Raw genomic sequence first — 15,636 nt, 5'->3', positions numbered from 1 at the left:
AGTTGGCTTTTAACCAATTGGTCACTGGTTCGAATCCAGTACGACCCACCATATTAAAAAGGCTAGAGGATCTCCTCTGGCCTTTTTTATTGGCCGCGTTTCCGTAACGGGTAGCCTTGCCTCATCCGTATTCCCTTTCTCAGGTATGGTAGAATAGCGCGCTTTAGGGGCCTTGGGCCTTTGTAAAAGCCCGCACAAAGCGGGTGCGACCGTGGTAATTAATATGACCCAAGAAACAACGTCTACAGTGCCGCCGCTGGCGTCAGATCGTCAGGTGGTGTTAGATCATTTGGCGGGTATCAGCTCGGACCCCGAGCTTACGCCCGAGCAACAAGACGCGCTTAAAGATCGTATTAAAGCGCTGCTGGTTGAGCATAACGCGGTGCTGGTCGCGCACTATTACACTGACCCTATGATTCAGGAGCTGGCCGAAGAGACCGGTGGCTGCGTTGCCGACTCGTTAGAGATGGCGCGTTTTGGCAAAGAGCACAGCGCCACGACGCTTATCGTCGCAGGTGTTAAATTTATGGGGGAGACGGCGAAAATTCTCACGCCTCATAAACGCGTGTTGATGCCGACCCTTGAGGCGACTTGCTCGCTGGATATCGGCTGCCCGGCGGACGAGTTTGCGGCGTTTTGTGATGCGCACTCGGATCGCACTGTGGTGGTTTACGCCAACACGTCGGCCGCCGTTAAAGCCCGCGCCGACTGGGTAGTAACTTCCAGTATCGCGCTGGATGTGGTGGATTATCTGGATAAGCAGGGCGAGAAAATTTTATGGGCACCCGATAAACACTTGGGCGCCTATGTGCAAAAACAAACAGGTGCCGATGTCCTTTTGTGGGATGGTGCCTGTATTGTTCACGAAGAGTTTAAGGCAAAAGGGATAGAGGATTTAAAAACTTTGTACCCCGAGGCGGCGGTGTTGGTGCACCCTGAGTCGCCGCAAGCGGTGGTTGATTTGGCCGATGTGGTAGGCTCTACGTCGCAGCTGATTAACGCCGCCGAGACACTGCCTAACCGCGAGTTTATTGTGGCAACGGATCAGGGCATTTTTTATAAAATGCAGCAACGCTGCCCCGATAAAATCTTTCATGTGGCGCCCACCGCCGGCAGTGGCGCGACCTGCCGCAGTTGCGCCAACTGCCCTTGGATGGCGCTGAACGCGTTGGATAATTTAGCCGCCGTGTTCGAGCGCAATGACAATGAGATCTTTGTCGATCCGGCGCTGGCAGAGCAGGCTATGAAGCCGCTTGCGCGAATGCTTGAGTTTAAAAAATGACGCTTGTGTCCCCCTCTGGCGGTGCGTAACATGTCGCCAGAGTTTATTGGCTGTATTTCTCGGAGGCCCGCCCCGAGCCGAGAGCGCTAATATGGCGCTCTCTCTACCCTGAGTTGGAGAACCTATGATTCAAGGCAGTATGGTTGCTTTGGTAACCCCCATGAACCCCGATACCAGTGTCGACTGGCAGGCGCTGTCCAAAGTGTTGGATTGGCATCTGGAGCAGGGCACTCACGCGATTGTCGCCGTGGGTACCACCGGCGAATCGGCCACATTGAATGTGGATGAGCATTTGGCGGTCATTAAACATGTGGTAAACCAAGTGGGCGGTAAGATACCTGTTATTGCCGGCACCGGTGCCAACTCAACCTCCGAGGCTGTCGAGCTGACCGAGGGCGCAAAGTCGGTCGGCGCCGACGCCTGTTTGCTGGTAGCGCCTTATTACAACAAGCCTACCCAGCGCGGGTTGTACTTACACCATGAGTACATTGCCAAGGCCGTCGATATCCCCCAGTTGCTGTACAACGTTCCGGGGCGTACCGCTGTCGATATGCAGCCCGATGTGGTGCTAGAGCTGGCAAAATTGCCCAATATTATTGGCATTAAAGAAGCCACGGGCGATATGGTACGTGCCAAAGCCATCATTGATGGGGCCCCGGATGGCTTTAAAGTGATCTCGGGCGATGACGAAACAGCGGTTGAGTTAATGTTGTTAGGCGGTCATGGGGATATTTCTGTCACAGCGAATGTCATACCCGACAAGCTGGCGCAAATGTGCGAGCTGGCCATCGCCGGTAAAGCCGATCAGGCCCGGGCGATTAACGATTCATTAATGTCGTTACACCGCGCTATGTTTCTGGAGGCAAACCCGATTCCGGTAAAATGGGCGCTGGCCGAAATGGGGATTATTAATCCCGGAATTCGCCTGCCGATGACTGAATTGTCAGCGGTGTACCACGAGCAGGTTCGCACCGCGTTACGTGAAGCTGGACTGATTTAAAAAGATTGAAGACGTCAAGATGATAAAAACAACTTCCCTGCGGGGCGTAAGTGTACTGAGCTTGGTGGCCATGTTGTCAGGCTGTGGGGTTTTTTGGGGTGATGAGGCCTATTTTCGCAACCGCGAGGGCGACTACCAAAAAGCCGACAAAATTGAACCGCTAAAAGTGCCCGAGGGCATGAAGAGCGAGAAATTGGGTGAGCGCTACCCGATTCCGCCGGTCACTGAGAGTGAGTTTGACGATATCGCCCAAACCGAGAGCGCCGAGGTACCCCGGCCTCAGCCTTTGGCGACCAACCTGATGCAAGAGAACGTCAAAATCCAGCGTCTTGCCGACGAGCGCTGGATTTTGATGAATGTCTCCCCCGGTGAAGTTTGGCCTCGTGTCAGAGCTTTTCTGAACGAGAACAACGTCGATGTTGCCAGCGCCGATATTGGTCGCGGTTTAATCGATAGCCACTGGCTGCAGTTTAAATCCGATTTAAGCACATCCGATCGCTATCGCGTGCAAATCGATCAGGGTGTTCAGCCCGAGACCAGCGAGATTCATGTTTTGCATCAAAGTGTGCAGGGCGATAGCCCTTCGGGCGATTTAGCGTGGCCGTCGGCGTCTAGCTCATCTGAGCGCGAAGCCTGGCTAATGGACGAGCTGGCAGCCGCGCTCGCCCGAGACGAAACCATCGGCGGCACCTCGTTGCTGGCTCAAGCCATTGGCGGCGATGCGAAATCGGCATTGGTCGTCGAGCAGAACGAGCCGGTCATGAAAATTCGCTTAAGTGAGGCGCGGGCCAAAGCCACGCTCTTTCACTCAATGCGTGAAGACGGCTTCTCGATTTACGACAGCCAGCCCGACGACGGTGTTTATTACCTTCACTACGAGCCGGTTGAGCCCGAAAGCGACGGCTGGTTTAGCGGCTGGTTCTCAAGCGATAAAGAGCTTGTGGCCAAGAGCCCTTATAGTTTGGCGCAACTGTTAACGGTGGTTCCCAAGGGTGACGCGTTTGCTAAAGCGCCGCTATCTAACCGTAAAGCAGAGCAGAAATTCCCTAACGCGCCAGGCTATTTGCTGTTTATGCAAGGCGAGGCCGATAACTACACGGTGCGCCTGCGCGACCCATACGGCAAACGTTTGGACGCTCGCAAATCGCGTGACTTGTTAACGTTGCTGCGCAAAAATCTTATTTAATATTAAGCGCCCAGCGTGGCGCTGGGCTTGATCGAAGGACACGGTATGCGGGTGGCATCTTTGGGTAGTGGCAGTCGCGGTAATGCTACCCTTATTGAGTGGCCGGGCGGCTCGCTGCTGATCGATTGTGGTTTTAGCGTTAAAGAAACCTGCGCGCGGTTAGAGCGCCTCGGTAAATCGGGCAGCGACCTAACGGCCATTATTGTCACACACGAGCACGCCGATCACATTAAAGGCGTCGCGGCGTTAGCCCGGCGCTTTGGCTTACCGGTTTATATGACGCCCGGTACCTTCCACAGCCGGGATCTTGGCAAATTACCTGAATTACACTTAATCGAGGCCTATCAAAGCTTTTGCTTGGGTGAGCTGACGGTAGAGCCTGTGGCCGTGCCGCACGATGCGCGCGAGCCGGCACAATTTATATTCTCCTGCGGGGGCGTGCGCCTTGGGGTTTTAACGGATTTAGGCACCGTATCGCCCCACGTAGAGGACATGTACCAAAACTGCGATGCGCTGGTACTGGAGGCCAACCACGACCCAATGATGCTGGCGAGCGGCCCATACCCGCCATCACTTAAAACTCGGGTGGGTGGCCCCTGGGGGCATCTGAGCAATCAGCAGGCGGCGGGCTTCTTGGCGCGGGTTGACTGTACCCGGTTGCAGTATTTGGTGATTGCCCATATTAGCCAAAAGAATAACTCCCTAGAGCGCGCACGCGAGGCTCTGTCGCCGGTAACGGCCGATATCTCCGAGGTTATTTACGCCTGCCAGGATGAGGGGTTTGATTGGCTGTCGCTTGCTCCTGGGCCCGTGCTGGCCGAGGCTAGTGCTTGAGTCGGCGCCAAAATTAGCTACTATAAAAGAACGGCAAACAGCTCTGCTTGCCTTTTTAGGCGGCATCAGTGCTCGATCGCCTGTTACGCAATAATGGTTTTTTAACGTAAGGAGTCTGCCGGTGATAGAGCGTCGTCAGCACGAGCGCACCAGTCGCAGCATCCGGGTGGAAATGACCCACCCGGCATTTGGCACCCTGATTGGCTTTACCATGGATATATCCGACGGCGGCGCCCAAGTGCAGGTCGAGAGCCAATCTTTGCCGCCGGTGGGTACAGAAGTGGCGGTAATGTTCAAAAAGGTGGTGGGGCCCATAAACTCCGAGCCCGTCGCCATGAAGGTAGTGCGTCAATTTCGCAATACTGTCGGTTTGGTGTTTGTCGCCTAGCGCTTACGGTACCGGTTAACTCGTGTGCTTTTCACAGCTTTTGGGCGTTAACAGCATACCTTGGTTTTCTTTTAGCGCTCGTTCCAGCTGCGCGACATCCCGGCAATCGGCAATCGGGTTTCCCTCTAGGTCGAGTTCCACCAGCTTTATTAGACGCAGCAGAGGCTCCGCACTGCTAATGTGGTTCTCGCCTAACAGCGCCACTTGCAACCGTCCCAGCTTCTCCAATGGTTTGACGTCGGTGATAGCATTGTCACCTAGATCCAGCTGTACTAAGCCGTAAAAAGTCTCGATTCCCGCCAGCGTTACGATGCCTGCGTGGGTGCAGCGCAGTCGTGTTAAATCAACCGCCCGAGTGATTTTGTCGTCACTAATAGTCTGCTTTATGCAGCTGGCGAGGTTGCTGTCGGCAACGTTAACGTCCCGTAGCAAGGGTTTGGGTGTATAAACGACGTTGTCATTGATCGAGACATCGTAGCTTTCACAGCCCGATAGCAGCCCGAGTAATCCGATAAGGGCAATGAACGCGTAGTTACTCATACTGTGGCGGTATGTGTGACAGCCGTTATGGCGCGAATATGGATGATGCATAGTATGAATCCGTATAAATGTGAAAACTTGCGAGTCATTTTGGCGTCCAATGGTATAGCATATTGCTGGTTGGTTCTCAGATGATAAGGAAACCTTGATGAAAAAGTTATTAGCAGCAACGTTGGTATGTTCATTAGCGGCCTGTACCACGAACGATCCGTACACTGGCGAGAGCAAAACCTCTAACTCCACAACCGGCGCGGTTATTGGCGCGGTGGCGGGTGCTGCGGTAGGGGTCGCCTCATCCAGTAAAAAAGACCGCGGCAAAGGCGCATTGACCGGGGCGGTTGCCGGTGGCGCTATCGGTGGTGGTGTTGGTTACTACATGGACAAGCAAGAGACTAAACTACGCCAGCAGTTACAGGGCAGTGGCGTACAGGTGCAGCGCGAGGGCGATAAAATCAGCCTGATTATGCCCGGTAACATCACCTTTGAAACAGGCAAATACGACATTCGTCCGCAGTTTTACGATGTACTCAATTCAGTGGCGACTGTTTTGGTCGAGTTTAATAAAACCGCTGTTAACATTGGCGGTCACACCGACTCTACCGGCTCAGACGAATTTAACCAGTTATTGAGTGAGCGTCGGGCGCAAAGCGTGCGGGATTATTTGGGCGAGCGCAAAGTGGCCTATAACCGCATGAACGCCACCGGTTATGGTCCGCGTTATCCCATTGCCAGCAACTCTAGCTCGGCGGGGCGCGAGCAAAATCGCCGGGTAGAAATTCAGTTGTCGCCTCTGTAATAGGCCAACCGTTTGCTGTTTGTTACTATGTGCGCCCGGTCGCGGTGAGTTCCGCGAGAGTCAAAAGGCGCATACATGGTACAAACGGTAGTTATTGTTAACGATGCTGGCAGCAATTCGGCCCGACGCGCCGAGGCGGCAATAACCGCCCGAGCGCTCGGGGCCGAATTGTTGCTGCAAGTAAACCCCGCCGATCTACAGCAACCTCAGTTCGCCTTAGTGTTTGCCGCCGATGGCGTGAGCCTGCAGCAAACGGGTCGCAAAGTACCAGGGCCCGTGCGGGTAGACTTTTTAGCCGGCGCGGTAAACCACCGGCGTTTATTTGGCGGTGGCAAAGGCCAAATGATCGCCAAAGCTGTTGGTGTTCAGGCGCGGGTAAAACCCCACGTGCTGGACGCAACCGCTGGCCTTGGGCGCGACGGGTTTGTGCTGGCCACCCTGGGTTGTCAAGTGACTATGCTCGAGCGTTCGCCGCTGGTTTGGGCCCTGTTAAACGACGGCTTACAGCGTGCCCACGCGGGCGCCGATGCCGAACTCTCCGAGATTATTAACCGCTTGAGCCTAGAGAGCGTGGATGCGCGAGACTACTTGTGCACGCCCCCCAAAAAGTCTTCGCCGCCCGATGTGATTTACCTTGATCCGATGTTTCCGATACGCGGCAAATCCGCCGATGTGAAAAAAGAAATGCAGGCGTTTCATCAGGTGGTGGGTGCCGATCTCGATGCGGCTGAGCTGTTGGCGGATGCCCGTGCGTTGGCTACTTACCGGGTGGTAGTAAAGCGCCCGCGCAAAGCGCCGGATTTAGCGGATATGACGCCCAGCTACCGCTTAGAAGGTAAATCGAGTCGGTTTGATATTTACACTCGTCAAAAGCTGCCGGCCGAGCTGAACCCTTAGTCTTTAGGCTTTTGCCAAAAAGCTACTAAGCGCCCCAGCATCATGCGTGCTTGGGCGAGCATAGCGATCACAAAACCGAGCGCGCTGATTAACAGGCCGCCAAGCACAGTTAACTCTTGGACAAGGCTTGGGCTAAGCAATTGTGATGCGCCAAATATTGCAACCAACCCGGCAAAAAATATCATGCTGCCGAGCCGAAACTGGCGAAAACTAATCGCCAAGGGCACATCGATATGATGGCGCAAGCGCTGCTTAAAATTCACCTGATACCCCCGTGCAAGTAGCCGCGACTTTAGCACAATGTAAAGCGCTAAAAAACTTGCGTGTTTTGCGCCGCTGACGTATACAGACGGTTTTAGAGGCGCTAGTAATGCTTGATTTGGCAGATCCCAACCACTTCGCGACTGACTCGCCCGATGCGGCCTTTGACGTGCTGGCTGACGCGTTGGTGGAGCGCGGCTATGGGATTGTGAATAACCTTTTTAGCCGCGCCACCATTGCCTCGCTGCGCGCCGAGTTTGACCACCCAGAGTGCCACTTTAAAACCGCCGGTATCGGGCGGGCCGAGGATCATACCGTCGCGCTCGATATACGCGGCGATCGCATTTGCTGGCTCGACGGTGGCTCAGAGGCCTCCACTGTTTTTTTGAGCGCGATGGAGCAATTGCGAGAAGCCATAAACAGGCGTCTGTTTATGGGCCTGTTTGATTACGAAAGTCACCTCGCGTACTACCCGGTAGGCACCTTTTACAAGAAGCACGTCGATGCTTTTAAAGGTCGCTCCAATCGGGTGTTGTCTACGGTGTTGTACCTTAACCCCAGCTGGGCCAAAGAGGATGGCGGCGAGCTTGTGCTCTACAATGAGGCGGGCGATCAGGTGGTGGAGCACATTTGCCCCGAGGCTGGCCGGTTGGTCGTGTTTTTGAGTGAGCGGTTCCCCCATGAAGTGCTGCCCGCGCGCCGTGAGCGCTACAGCGTGGCCGGCTGGTACCGTATTAATACCAATACTCTCGAGCGGGTTGACCCGCCGGCCTAACGCGGCAAGAAAGTGGTATAAGCCGTGCATTAACTCTACACTGTGCTCATTGGGCATCAATGTGACGGGGCGACCGTTTAATGGAGTGGCAATGCAAATAGACTGGCGAGATTACCAAAGTGGTGAGTTTTACGATGAGTTGATCAGCAGTCCGGGCAATCCGCGGCGCGCGGCCCGGGTGCTGGCAAAGCACTTGGCGAGTTTGACCTCAGACGACATTGCCGAGCGAAAATTGTCGGCCGAACTGGCCATTAAAACCATGGGTATTTCGTTTACGGTTTACTCCGAGGCTGGCAACATTGACCGGGCCTGGCCCTTCGATATTATCCCCCGCATTATTCCTCAGCGCGAGTGGCAGGTCACCGAGCGCGGTTTGACCCAGCGTCTGCAGGCGCTTAACTGCTTTATCGACGATATCTACAACGAACAGAAAATTATTAAAGACAAAGTCGTGCCTGCGGATATTTTAGCCGGCTCGGTTAACTTTAGGCCCGAGTGTGTGGGTATGAAGCCGGCCTTCGGGGTGTGGGCACATATTTGCGGCAGCGATTTAATACGCGATAACGACGGCGCTTTTTATGTTTTAGAAGATAACCTACGGGTGCCATCCGGTGTTTCTTATATGCTCGAGAACCGCAAGGTCACCAAGCGCGTGTTCCCCGAGTTATTTGAAAACCACAATATTTTGCCGGTTACCGAGTACCCCGCGCAGTTGTTTGATACGCTTGCGGCAATTTCGCCCCGACCGCTGGAGTTCCCCGAGATAGTCGTGCTGACTCCCGGCATTTATAACTCGGCGTATTTCGAACACTCGTATCTGGCGCAGCAAATGGGAGTCGAATTGGTCGAGGGCAGCGATCTGGTGGTTGAGGATGACCACGTTTTTATGCGCACCATTAATGGTTTATCCCGTGTCGATGTTATCTATCGCCGTATTGACGATTTATTTCTCGACCCCGAGGTGTTTAACGCCGATTCGGTGCTCGGGGTGCCGGGCTTAATGCGTGCGTGGCTTAAAGGTAATGTTGCCATTGCCAATGCCCCGGGTGCCGGCGTGGCGGATGATAAAGTCATTTATACGTTTGTACCGCAAATGATTAAGTACTATTTAGGCGAAGACCCCATCTTGCCTAATGTGCCCAGCTATTTATGTTTTGATAAGGTTCAGCGTGACCATGTGTTAGCAAACCTCGATAAACTGGTGGTTAAACCTGCCAACGAGTCGGGCGGCTATGGCATGTTGATCGGCCCGCAAGCCAGCAAAAAAGAGCGCGAAGAGTTTGCCCGACGCATCAAAGCCTCGCCGCGCAATTATATGGCTCAGCCGTTAATCGCGCTTTCTACCAGCCCTATTATTGGCAGCAAAAACGCCGAGCCGCGCCACATCGATTTACGTCCGTTTGTGTTGCAAGGTCGCACCAGTAGCGTTACCGCTGGCGGCCTGACGCGGGTGGCGATGCGTAAAGGCTCCTATGTGGTTAACTCGTCTCAGGGTGGTGGTAGTCAGGATACCTGGGTTGTCGTCGAGGAGGGCAAATAATGTTATCTCGAGTCGCAGAGCGAATTTATTGGTTGGGCCGTTATATGGAGCGCTGCGAGAGCAGTGCGCGGTTGGTTAACGTCAATACTAAATTGTTGTTGGATTTACCCCGTGGTGTGCGTGTGGGGTGGGGTACATTGGTGGATATTAGCGGCGGCACCGAGTACTTTCAAAAAGACGCCGACTTGGCGGATGAGCGCGCGGTGATGCGCTTTATTTTGTCCGATCAGGCAAACCCAAGCTCCATTAAAAACTCCATTGCTTTTGCCCGCGAGAACGCTCGGATTACCCGCGAGATTATGCCCTCTGAGGTGTACGAATTAATTAACGATTTGTATTGGTACTTAGACGAAAATCTCTCTAAGGGCGGCGCCCGTCGCGAACGACATATCTTGCTGGAAACGGTGATCGAGAAGGTGCAGCAATTTACCGGCATGCTCGCCGGCTGCATGAGTCAAAATGATGCCTACCGTTTTATTCAGCTGGGCCGAAACTTAGAGCGGGCGGACATGACCTCGCGGATTGTCGATGTCGGCGCACGCCGAATTTTAGAGCCCGCCGCAAAAGATGACGACAGCTCTGAGCCGTTTGAAAATATTTTATGGATGAGCGTGTTGCGCTCGCTGAGCGGGTTTCAGATGTATCGCCAGCATGTGCTGGATCGCATTAACGCCGAAGATGTGGTGATGTTCTTGTTTCAAGATCCGCTGTTTCCCCGTGCGGTCGAGCACTGTCTGGGTGAGGTGGCTCATTGCTTTGATACATTGCCCAACGGCGAAGCGGCCACCAGCTTACTGGCGGGTGTGCGGCGCCGAATTAAAATGGCGCAGTTTGCCGAGTTGATCAACCAAGACAAGCTGCACGAATATATCGATGCGGTGCAAACCGACGTGGCCGAGACGCACAAAATCATTGCCACCACCTGGTTCTTGCCCGAAGTGCAGAGCGCCTCGTGATTGATTTTCATTGCAAGTGTGGCACTCGGGTGTTTTTTCGCAACATCCAGTGTCTAACGTGCCAGCGTCTGTTGGGTTTTGATTCCGTTGGGTTTTATATGTTGTCCTTGCGCGCGGCGGCAAACGATCATAAGGTTTTACACGACGAAGACTCGGGCAAAGAGTTTCGTTATTGTGGTAATTACGACGATTACAATGCCTGCAACTGGTTGTTGCCTGCCGCCAGTCCCGAGCGTTTTTGTATTTCCTGTCGTCTCAATAAAACAGTGCCCGACCTCGACCGGGGTATCAATGTCGAACGCTGGATTCGGCTAGAGTCAGCCAAACGTCACACTTTGTACTCTATTTTGCGCTTAGGTTTGGCGCTAACGCCTGCCAATGACCGTCATATAAAACTAGAGTTTGCGTTTTTAGAAGACGGCCGCACCAATGCCGAGTACGCTGATACGTTTGTCGCCACAGGCCATGGTAGCGGTTTGATTACCATTAACCTGGCCGAGGCCGACGCCTCGTATCGCGAGAAAGTGCGCGAGCAATTAGGTGAAAGTTACCGCACATTACTGGGTCATTTTCGTCACGAGATCGGCCACTACTATTACGAGCTTTTGGTTGCCTCGACGGATTGGCGCGCGCCGTTCGAAACCTTATTTGGCAATCCGGATGAAGATTACAACAGCGCTTTAAAGCAGCACTACAATACAGTGGCCGACGATTGGGCCCCCGATTACATCAGTGCCTACGCTCAGTCGCACCCCTTGGAAGATTGGGCCGAAACCTGGGCGCACTATCTGCACATGATCGATACGCTAGAGACGGCGGGGCAGTTTGATGTGATGCAGCTTAAAGGCGAGTCGGCCGAGGGGCGGGGTGTGCTTAATAAGCCGTTTGCCGAGCTGGTGGATACCTGGCTGGAGCTGTCCGTTAAGCTCAATGCACTTAATCGTAGTATGGGCATGCGCGATGCCTACCCGTTTGTGATTACCGACCCGGTGTACGCAAAATTAGATTTTATTCACCGGGTGGTGGGTGCGTCTGTGGCGGCTTAACGCTATCTTGGCATTGCTCGGCTATTCAGAGCTACTCCAGGTCAAGCTCTGTTTCTGCTGCCAGTGGTGGCAGGCGATCAAACGCCTCAATAAGGTTTTGGTTCCAGCTGCGAGTCAGCGAGCGCAGGTACTCATCGTCTTCTTCAAAGCGCATGCGCTCTAAGGCAAAGCTGTCGACGGGGTAAATGCCCAAATCTATCGGTGGCCCCACGGTTAAGTTACTGCGCATGGTCGAATCCATCGACACCAGCGCGCAGCGCCCGGCGATTTCCAGCGAGGTGGCGGCCGTGAGAATCCGGTCCAGAATGGGTTTGCCGTACTTACTCTCGCCAATTTGTAGGTAAGGCGTGTCTTTAGAGGTGGTGATATGGTTGCCTTGAGGGTACACCATCGCCAGACGGGGCTTGTCGCCGCGTATTTGTCCGCCAATAATAAACGACGCCTCAAAGCTGGCCCCGGCATTGGGGCCATCAGGGCTGGCGTGGCGGTCTTGCTCTTGCCGGCTTATCTCACCTAAATAACTCGCCGCCTCGCTAAGATCGGGCATGGTTTTCAGGCTGTTGGGGGCATTATCCCGCAAATCGCGCTTTACCTGGGAGATCACCGCCTGGGTGGTGGCGAGGTTGCCAGCGGATAAAATCACAAACTGACGCTCACCGGGCACCTGAAAATGGTACATTTTGCCGTAGGTGCTAACCTGATCAACGCCAGCATTGGTGCGCGAGTCGGAGCAAAAAACAAGGCCGGCATCGGTGGTAATGGCAACGCAATAGGTCATAAAACAGGTAACCGTGAGGAGTATTAAGGCCGCCTAGATTAAGTTGAGTTCAGCATAGCGTCAAGGCCGTTTATGCCGCAATCTTGTCTTGAGGTTGGCGCATCTTTCCGTATTCGGTTTTTCGTGACCCCCAGGCTGGATGATACAATGGCTCTTTTTAAGGGTGTACCCGTATGTTGGCGTTAACAGAGCTCACGTTTGATAACCGATTTGTGCGCGAGCTGCCGGGCGATGGGTCCGGTGATAACACACCACATCAGGTTTATGGTGCCTGCTACTCGTACGTTACTCCCAAAACCACCGCCAGCGCGCAATTACTCTCGTCCTCCCCCGAGGTGGCCGAGCTTATTGGCCTAGATCCGGCTGCCGCCAGCGGCGAAACCTTTACCCGCGTGTTTAGCGGCAACCAGCTGCTGCCGGGTATGCAAAGCTACGCCATGTGCTATGGCGGTCATCAGTTTGGCAATTGGGCCGGACAGTTGGGCGATGGGCGGGCGATTAACCTAGGCGAGGTGGCCCATAAAGCTCAGCACTGGACGTTGCAGCTAAAAGGCGCTGGCCCCACACCTTACTCGCGCCACGCCGATGGTTTGGCGGTATTGCGCTCATCAGTACGCGAGTATTTATGCAGCGAGGCCATGCATCATTTGGGTGTGCCCACCACGCGGGCGCTAAGTTTAAGCCTGACGGGCGATCAGGTGCTGCGGGATATGTTTTACGACGGCCACCCCGAGTACGAACCGGGCGCCGTGGTGTGCCGCGTGGCTCGCTCGTTTGTGCGCTTTGGCTCGTTTGAGATCTTTGCCAGCCGTGGCGAGCACGAGCTGCTAAAGCAGTTGGCCGACTTTACCCTTAAAGCCGACTTTCCCGAGCTGCTCGCCGGCCGCGAACCGAGCCCCGAGGTTTACGTCGAATGGTTTGCCGAGGTGGCCGCCCGCACCGCCCGCACCATTGCCCATTGGATGCGGGTGGGCTTTGTGCACGGCGTGATGAACACCGATAACCTATCCATTATTGGCGACACCATCGACTACGGTCCCTACGGCTGGCTTGAGGGTTACGACCCCGAGTGGACGCCCAACACCACCGATGCGCAGCACAAACGCTACGGCTACGGTGCGCAGCCTAATATCGGCCTGTGGAACTTGGTGCGTTTGGCCAATGCCATTTACCCGTTAGTGGGCGAGGCTAAGCCTTTAGAAGAGGCGCTTAAAGTGTATGGCGAGACCTTCGCCCAATGCCGCGCGGCGGATATGGCAGCTAAGTTGGGCTTCGCAGCTTATAAAAACAGCGACGGCGAGCTAATCGAGTCGCTATTAGAGCTGCTAACCCAAACCGAAACCGACATGACGATCTTTTTTCGCCAGTTGGCGCAGGTGGACATAAGCCTGCCGGCCGACCAGTTGAGCGAGGCCGAACAGTTGGCGCCGTTAATGGCTGCCTATTACCAAGCGCCTTCGCACAAAGTGATTACCGCTACTTGCGAGTGGTTGAGTGCTTACCGTAAACGTAGCCAGCAGAGCTTACAGGACAGTGGCGAGAGCAATGCCGACCGCCAGCGCCGCATGAATGCGGTAAACCCTAAGTATGTATTGCGCAACTATTTATCGCAGCAAGTGACGGAGCGCGTTGAGCAGGGCGAGCTTGGCGCGGTGGATGAGTTGTTGGAGGTGTTGCGTCATCCTTATGATGAGCAGCCGGAGTTTGAGCGGTTTGCGCAGAAGCGGCCGGAGTGGGCGAGGGCGAAGCCTGGGTGTTCGACTTTGTCTTGTAGTTCTTGAGGTCGTGTGCTGATGGCAGCAGAGGTAAAGTTATTTCGTTTAGGTGGTGAGGTTAAATGACTTACTTCTGTGTGGCCTTCAGTTTGCTTGCCCTCAGTCGCCGGGCGGGCGAGTCCCTTTTTGTAATGCGACGAAAAAGGGACGAAAAAGCGCACCCCGGCATCTCAGCCCTGCGGGTGCCCTCGCTCCGGCCAATTCTAGAGGGCCGTCTCGACAGGCCGTCCATGGCCTGACGAGACTTGCGTGAGCGTCCTGCTCGCTTACCCCCTAAAATAGGCTTGCGCTCGGCTGGTTGCAGGGGACCGCCAAGCGGCACTTCGTAGCTGGTTTGGGTTGGCGGTTGCACTTACCGCTATGGCGTAATGTTCTGCGTTAAACATAAGCTCCATGCGCACTTCTCCCGTACAAAGAGTGGCTAGAAACTTCACGTCTTTTCTGTTATCAATAATGTGAGCGATTTGTTAAGCTAATTTCTACTGAAATAGATTGTCGTGGGGCGGGGCTTGGCAGTGAATTAGCCGTCAGGGCAGCGCAAAATTAATGATCATCGTAATGTCCGCCAATCGCAAAAATATAAATAGAATTTTCATCAAATTTATAAATGAGACGATCTTTCTGAGAAATCCGTCTTGACCAAAACCCTGTGAGGTTGTGTCGAAGTTGTTTGGGTTTTCCTATGCCGCGACTTGGGTCGTCTCGAAGCATTTCTTTTAAATGTTGGCATAGGGCTTTGTGCAGCTTTTTGTCTTTTTGACGCAGTGCTTCGTAGGTCTCCCAGCTTTTACCCTCAAATACCAGTGATCTCATTTAATTCCTCGCTGGTAGGGGTATAGCCGGTTTTACTGTTGTGAGTGGCCAATGAATCAGCGATTTGTTTCATTAGACTACTGTTCTGTAAAACATAGAGGGTTTCCTGTTCTCGCTCCCAGTCATCGGCGCTCATTATCACAAATGCTTCGCCAGCTCTGCGGGTTACCTTCAGCGGGGTATGGTTTGTAACCACTTGTTCTACAAAGGTTTTTAGCTTATCTCTAAACTGGTTTACGCTTACAGTATCCATCTTTATCACCAAGTGTACGGAAGTGCCGTACTATTGTAGTGGGTAAGCCCTAGTAAGGCAATTATTCCGCAGTCATTTGTTACGGCGCTGTGCAGGGCTGGGTTGTTCGCGTTGCTGGGTGGCTTTGTGGGGGGAGGGTGCCGCTAGCGCGGATTTGAGTTTATATGCCCGTGTCGTCAGGCGTGGCGAGTTGCTTTGATTCGTCATCCCGTGCCTTTGGTTAAGCTGGTGGGGTAAGGTTACTTCGCTTTGTTGGCGAGGTTAAACGACTTGCTCTAGTTTAGTCTTCAGTTTGGTTGCCCTCAGTCGCCGGGCGGGCGAGCCCCTTTTTGTAATGCGACGAAAAAGGGACGAAAAAGCGCACCCCGGCATCTCAGCCCTGCGGGTTCCCTCGCTCCGGCCAATTTTAGAGGGCCGTCTCGACAGGCCGTCCATGGCCTGACGAGACTTGCGTGAGCGTCTGTAATCCCCCCAATAATCCACAGCGGTTATTAGTAGAAAATTCCATTAAAATAG

General features: G+C 54.0%; 17 protein-coding genes. 12 read left to right on the top strand and 5 right to left on the bottom strand.

The features are described 5' to 3' along the window. The first annotated feature begins 223 nt into the window (after positions 1 to 223). From nadA to AACY82_RS17570, 5 genes are all read left to right on the top strand, one after another. Complete coding sequence (nadA, locus tag AACY82_RS17590; protein ID WP_339618165.1) at positions 224 to 1,282, top strand: quinolinate synthase NadA; 1,059 nt, start codon at positions 224 to 226, stop codon at positions 1,280 to 1,282. A 124-nt stretch (positions 1,283 to 1,406) separates the two neighbouring features. Then, positions 1,407 to 2,282 (top strand): 4-hydroxy-tetrahydrodipicolinate synthase, encoded by an 876-nt coding sequence (gene dapA / locus AACY82_RS17585; RefSeq protein ID WP_339618164.1) that lies wholly within the window; start codon positions 1,407 to 1,409, stop codon positions 2,280 to 2,282. A gap of 19 nt (positions 2,283 to 2,301) precedes the next feature. Next, positions 2,302 to 3,468: an outer membrane protein assembly factor BamC gene (bamC, locus tag AACY82_RS17580; RefSeq protein WP_339618163.1), complete on the top strand. Its 1,167-nt coding sequence runs from the start codon at positions 2,302 to 2,304 to the stop codon at positions 3,466 to 3,468. A 45-nt stretch (positions 3,469 to 3,513) separates the two neighbouring features. Next, the gene (locus AACY82_RS17575) at positions 3,514 to 4,302 is read left to right on the top strand and encodes an MBL fold metallo-hydrolase (RefSeq protein WP_339618162.1); all 789 of its coding nucleotides are present in this window, start codon (positions 3,514 to 3,516) and stop codon (positions 4,300 to 4,302) included. Positions 4,303 to 4,423: 121 nt separating this feature from the next. Then, positions 4,424 to 4,690 (top strand): PilZ domain-containing protein, encoded by a 267-nt coding sequence (locus AACY82_RS17570; RefSeq protein ID WP_339618160.1) that lies wholly within the window; start codon positions 4,424 to 4,426, stop codon positions 4,688 to 4,690. 15 nt (positions 4,691 to 4,705) lie between these two features. Here the strand turns inward: AACY82_RS17570 and AACY82_RS17565 are convergent, their stop codons facing one another. Then, positions 4,706 to 5,281 (bottom strand): leucine-rich repeat domain-containing protein, encoded by a 576-nt coding sequence (locus AACY82_RS17565; protein ID WP_339618158.1) that lies wholly within the window; start codon positions 5,279 to 5,281, stop codon positions 4,706 to 4,708. 97 nt (positions 5,282 to 5,378) lie between these two features. Between AACY82_RS17565 and AACY82_RS17560 the strand changes: the two genes are divergently transcribed. Both AACY82_RS17560 and AACY82_RS17555 read left to right on the top strand, forming a co-directional pair. Continuing rightward, positions 5,379 to 6,026, top strand: a complete 648-nt coding sequence (locus AACY82_RS17560) for an OmpA family protein (protein WP_339618157.1) — start codon at positions 5,379 to 5,381, stop codon at positions 6,024 to 6,026. 75 nt (positions 6,027 to 6,101) lie between these two features. Then, a complete protein-coding gene (locus AACY82_RS17555) occupies positions 6,102 to 6,923 on the top strand; it encodes a class I SAM-dependent methyltransferase (RefSeq protein ID WP_339618156.1) in 822 nt (273 codons plus the stop codon). On the opposite strand, the gene AACY82_RS17550 is transcribed toward AACY82_RS17555, so the two are convergent. Then, entirely contained in the window at positions 6,920 to 7,186 is a 267-nt protein-coding gene (locus tag AACY82_RS17550; protein WP_339618155.1) for a hypothetical protein, read from the bottom strand. The two genes, AACY82_RS17555 and AACY82_RS17550, sit on opposite strands and share 4 nt — an antisense overlap. A 107-nt stretch (positions 7,187 to 7,293) precedes the next feature. Here AACY82_RS17550 and AACY82_RS17545 point away from each other — a divergent pair, with 107 nt between their 5' ends. From AACY82_RS17545 to AACY82_RS17530, 4 genes are all read left to right on the top strand, one after another. Continuing rightward, the gene (locus AACY82_RS17545) at positions 7,294 to 7,959 is read left to right on the top strand and encodes a 2OG-Fe(II) oxygenase (protein WP_339618154.1); all 666 of its coding nucleotides are present in this window, start codon (positions 7,294 to 7,296) and stop codon (positions 7,957 to 7,959) included. A 91-nt stretch (positions 7,960 to 8,050) separates the two neighbouring features. Beyond that, positions 8,051 to 9,499, top strand: coding sequence for a circularly permuted type 2 ATP-grasp protein (locus AACY82_RS17540; RefSeq protein ID WP_339618152.1), 1,449 nt, complete (start codon positions 8,051 to 8,053; stop codon positions 9,497 to 9,499). Next, complete coding sequence (locus tag AACY82_RS17535; RefSeq protein ID WP_339618151.1) at positions 9,499 to 10,455, top strand: alpha-E domain-containing protein; 957 nt, start codon at positions 9,499 to 9,501, stop codon at positions 10,453 to 10,455. The genes AACY82_RS17540 and AACY82_RS17535 overlap by 1 nt, the downstream gene beginning before the upstream one ends. Further along, positions 10,452 to 11,501 carry a putative zinc-binding metallopeptidase gene (locus AACY82_RS17530; protein WP_339618150.1) on the top strand — a complete coding sequence of 350 codons (1,050 nt, stop codon included), beginning with the start codon at positions 10,452 to 10,454 and terminating at the stop codon, positions 11,499 to 11,501. Before AACY82_RS17535 ends, AACY82_RS17530 begins: the two co-directional genes overlap by 4 nt. A gap of 31 nt (positions 11,502 to 11,532) precedes the next feature. On the opposite strand, the gene AACY82_RS17525 is transcribed toward AACY82_RS17530, so the two are convergent. Further along, a complete protein-coding gene (locus AACY82_RS17525; protein WP_339618149.1) occupies positions 11,533 to 12,279 on the bottom strand; it encodes a proteasome-type protease in 747 nt (248 codons plus the stop codon). Positions 12,280 to 12,452: 173 nt separating this feature from the next. Between AACY82_RS17525 and AACY82_RS17520 the strand changes: the two genes are divergently transcribed. Then, positions 12,453 to 14,060, top strand: coding sequence for a YdiU family protein (locus AACY82_RS17520; protein WP_339618148.1), 1,608 nt, complete (start codon positions 12,453 to 12,455; stop codon positions 14,058 to 14,060). 537 nt (positions 14,061 to 14,597) lie between these two features. On the opposite strand, the gene AACY82_RS17515 is transcribed toward AACY82_RS17520, so the two are convergent. Both AACY82_RS17515 and AACY82_RS17510 read right to left on the bottom strand, forming a co-directional pair. Next, positions 14,598 to 14,867 carry a Txe/YoeB family addiction module toxin gene (locus AACY82_RS17515; RefSeq protein ID WP_339618147.1) on the bottom strand — a complete coding sequence of 90 codons (270 nt, stop codon included), beginning with the start codon at positions 14,865 to 14,867 and terminating at the stop codon, positions 14,598 to 14,600. Continuing rightward, a complete protein-coding gene (locus tag AACY82_RS17510; protein ID WP_339618146.1) occupies positions 14,848 to 15,120 on the bottom strand; it encodes a type II toxin-antitoxin system Phd/YefM family antitoxin in 273 nt (90 codons plus the stop codon). Before AACY82_RS17510 ends, AACY82_RS17515 begins: the two co-directional genes overlap by 20 nt. Positions 15,121 to 15,636 lie beyond the last annotated feature (516 nt).

Origin of the sequence: uncultured Gilvimarinus sp. (assembly GCF_963972205.1) — a bacterium.
Taxonomy (GTDB): Bacteria; Pseudomonadota; Gammaproteobacteria; order Pseudomonadales; family Cellvibrionaceae; genus Gilvimarinus; species Gilvimarinus japonicus.
Note: the sequence above shows the minus strand (reverse complement) of the source record. Positions and strands in the feature narration are given on the sequence as shown.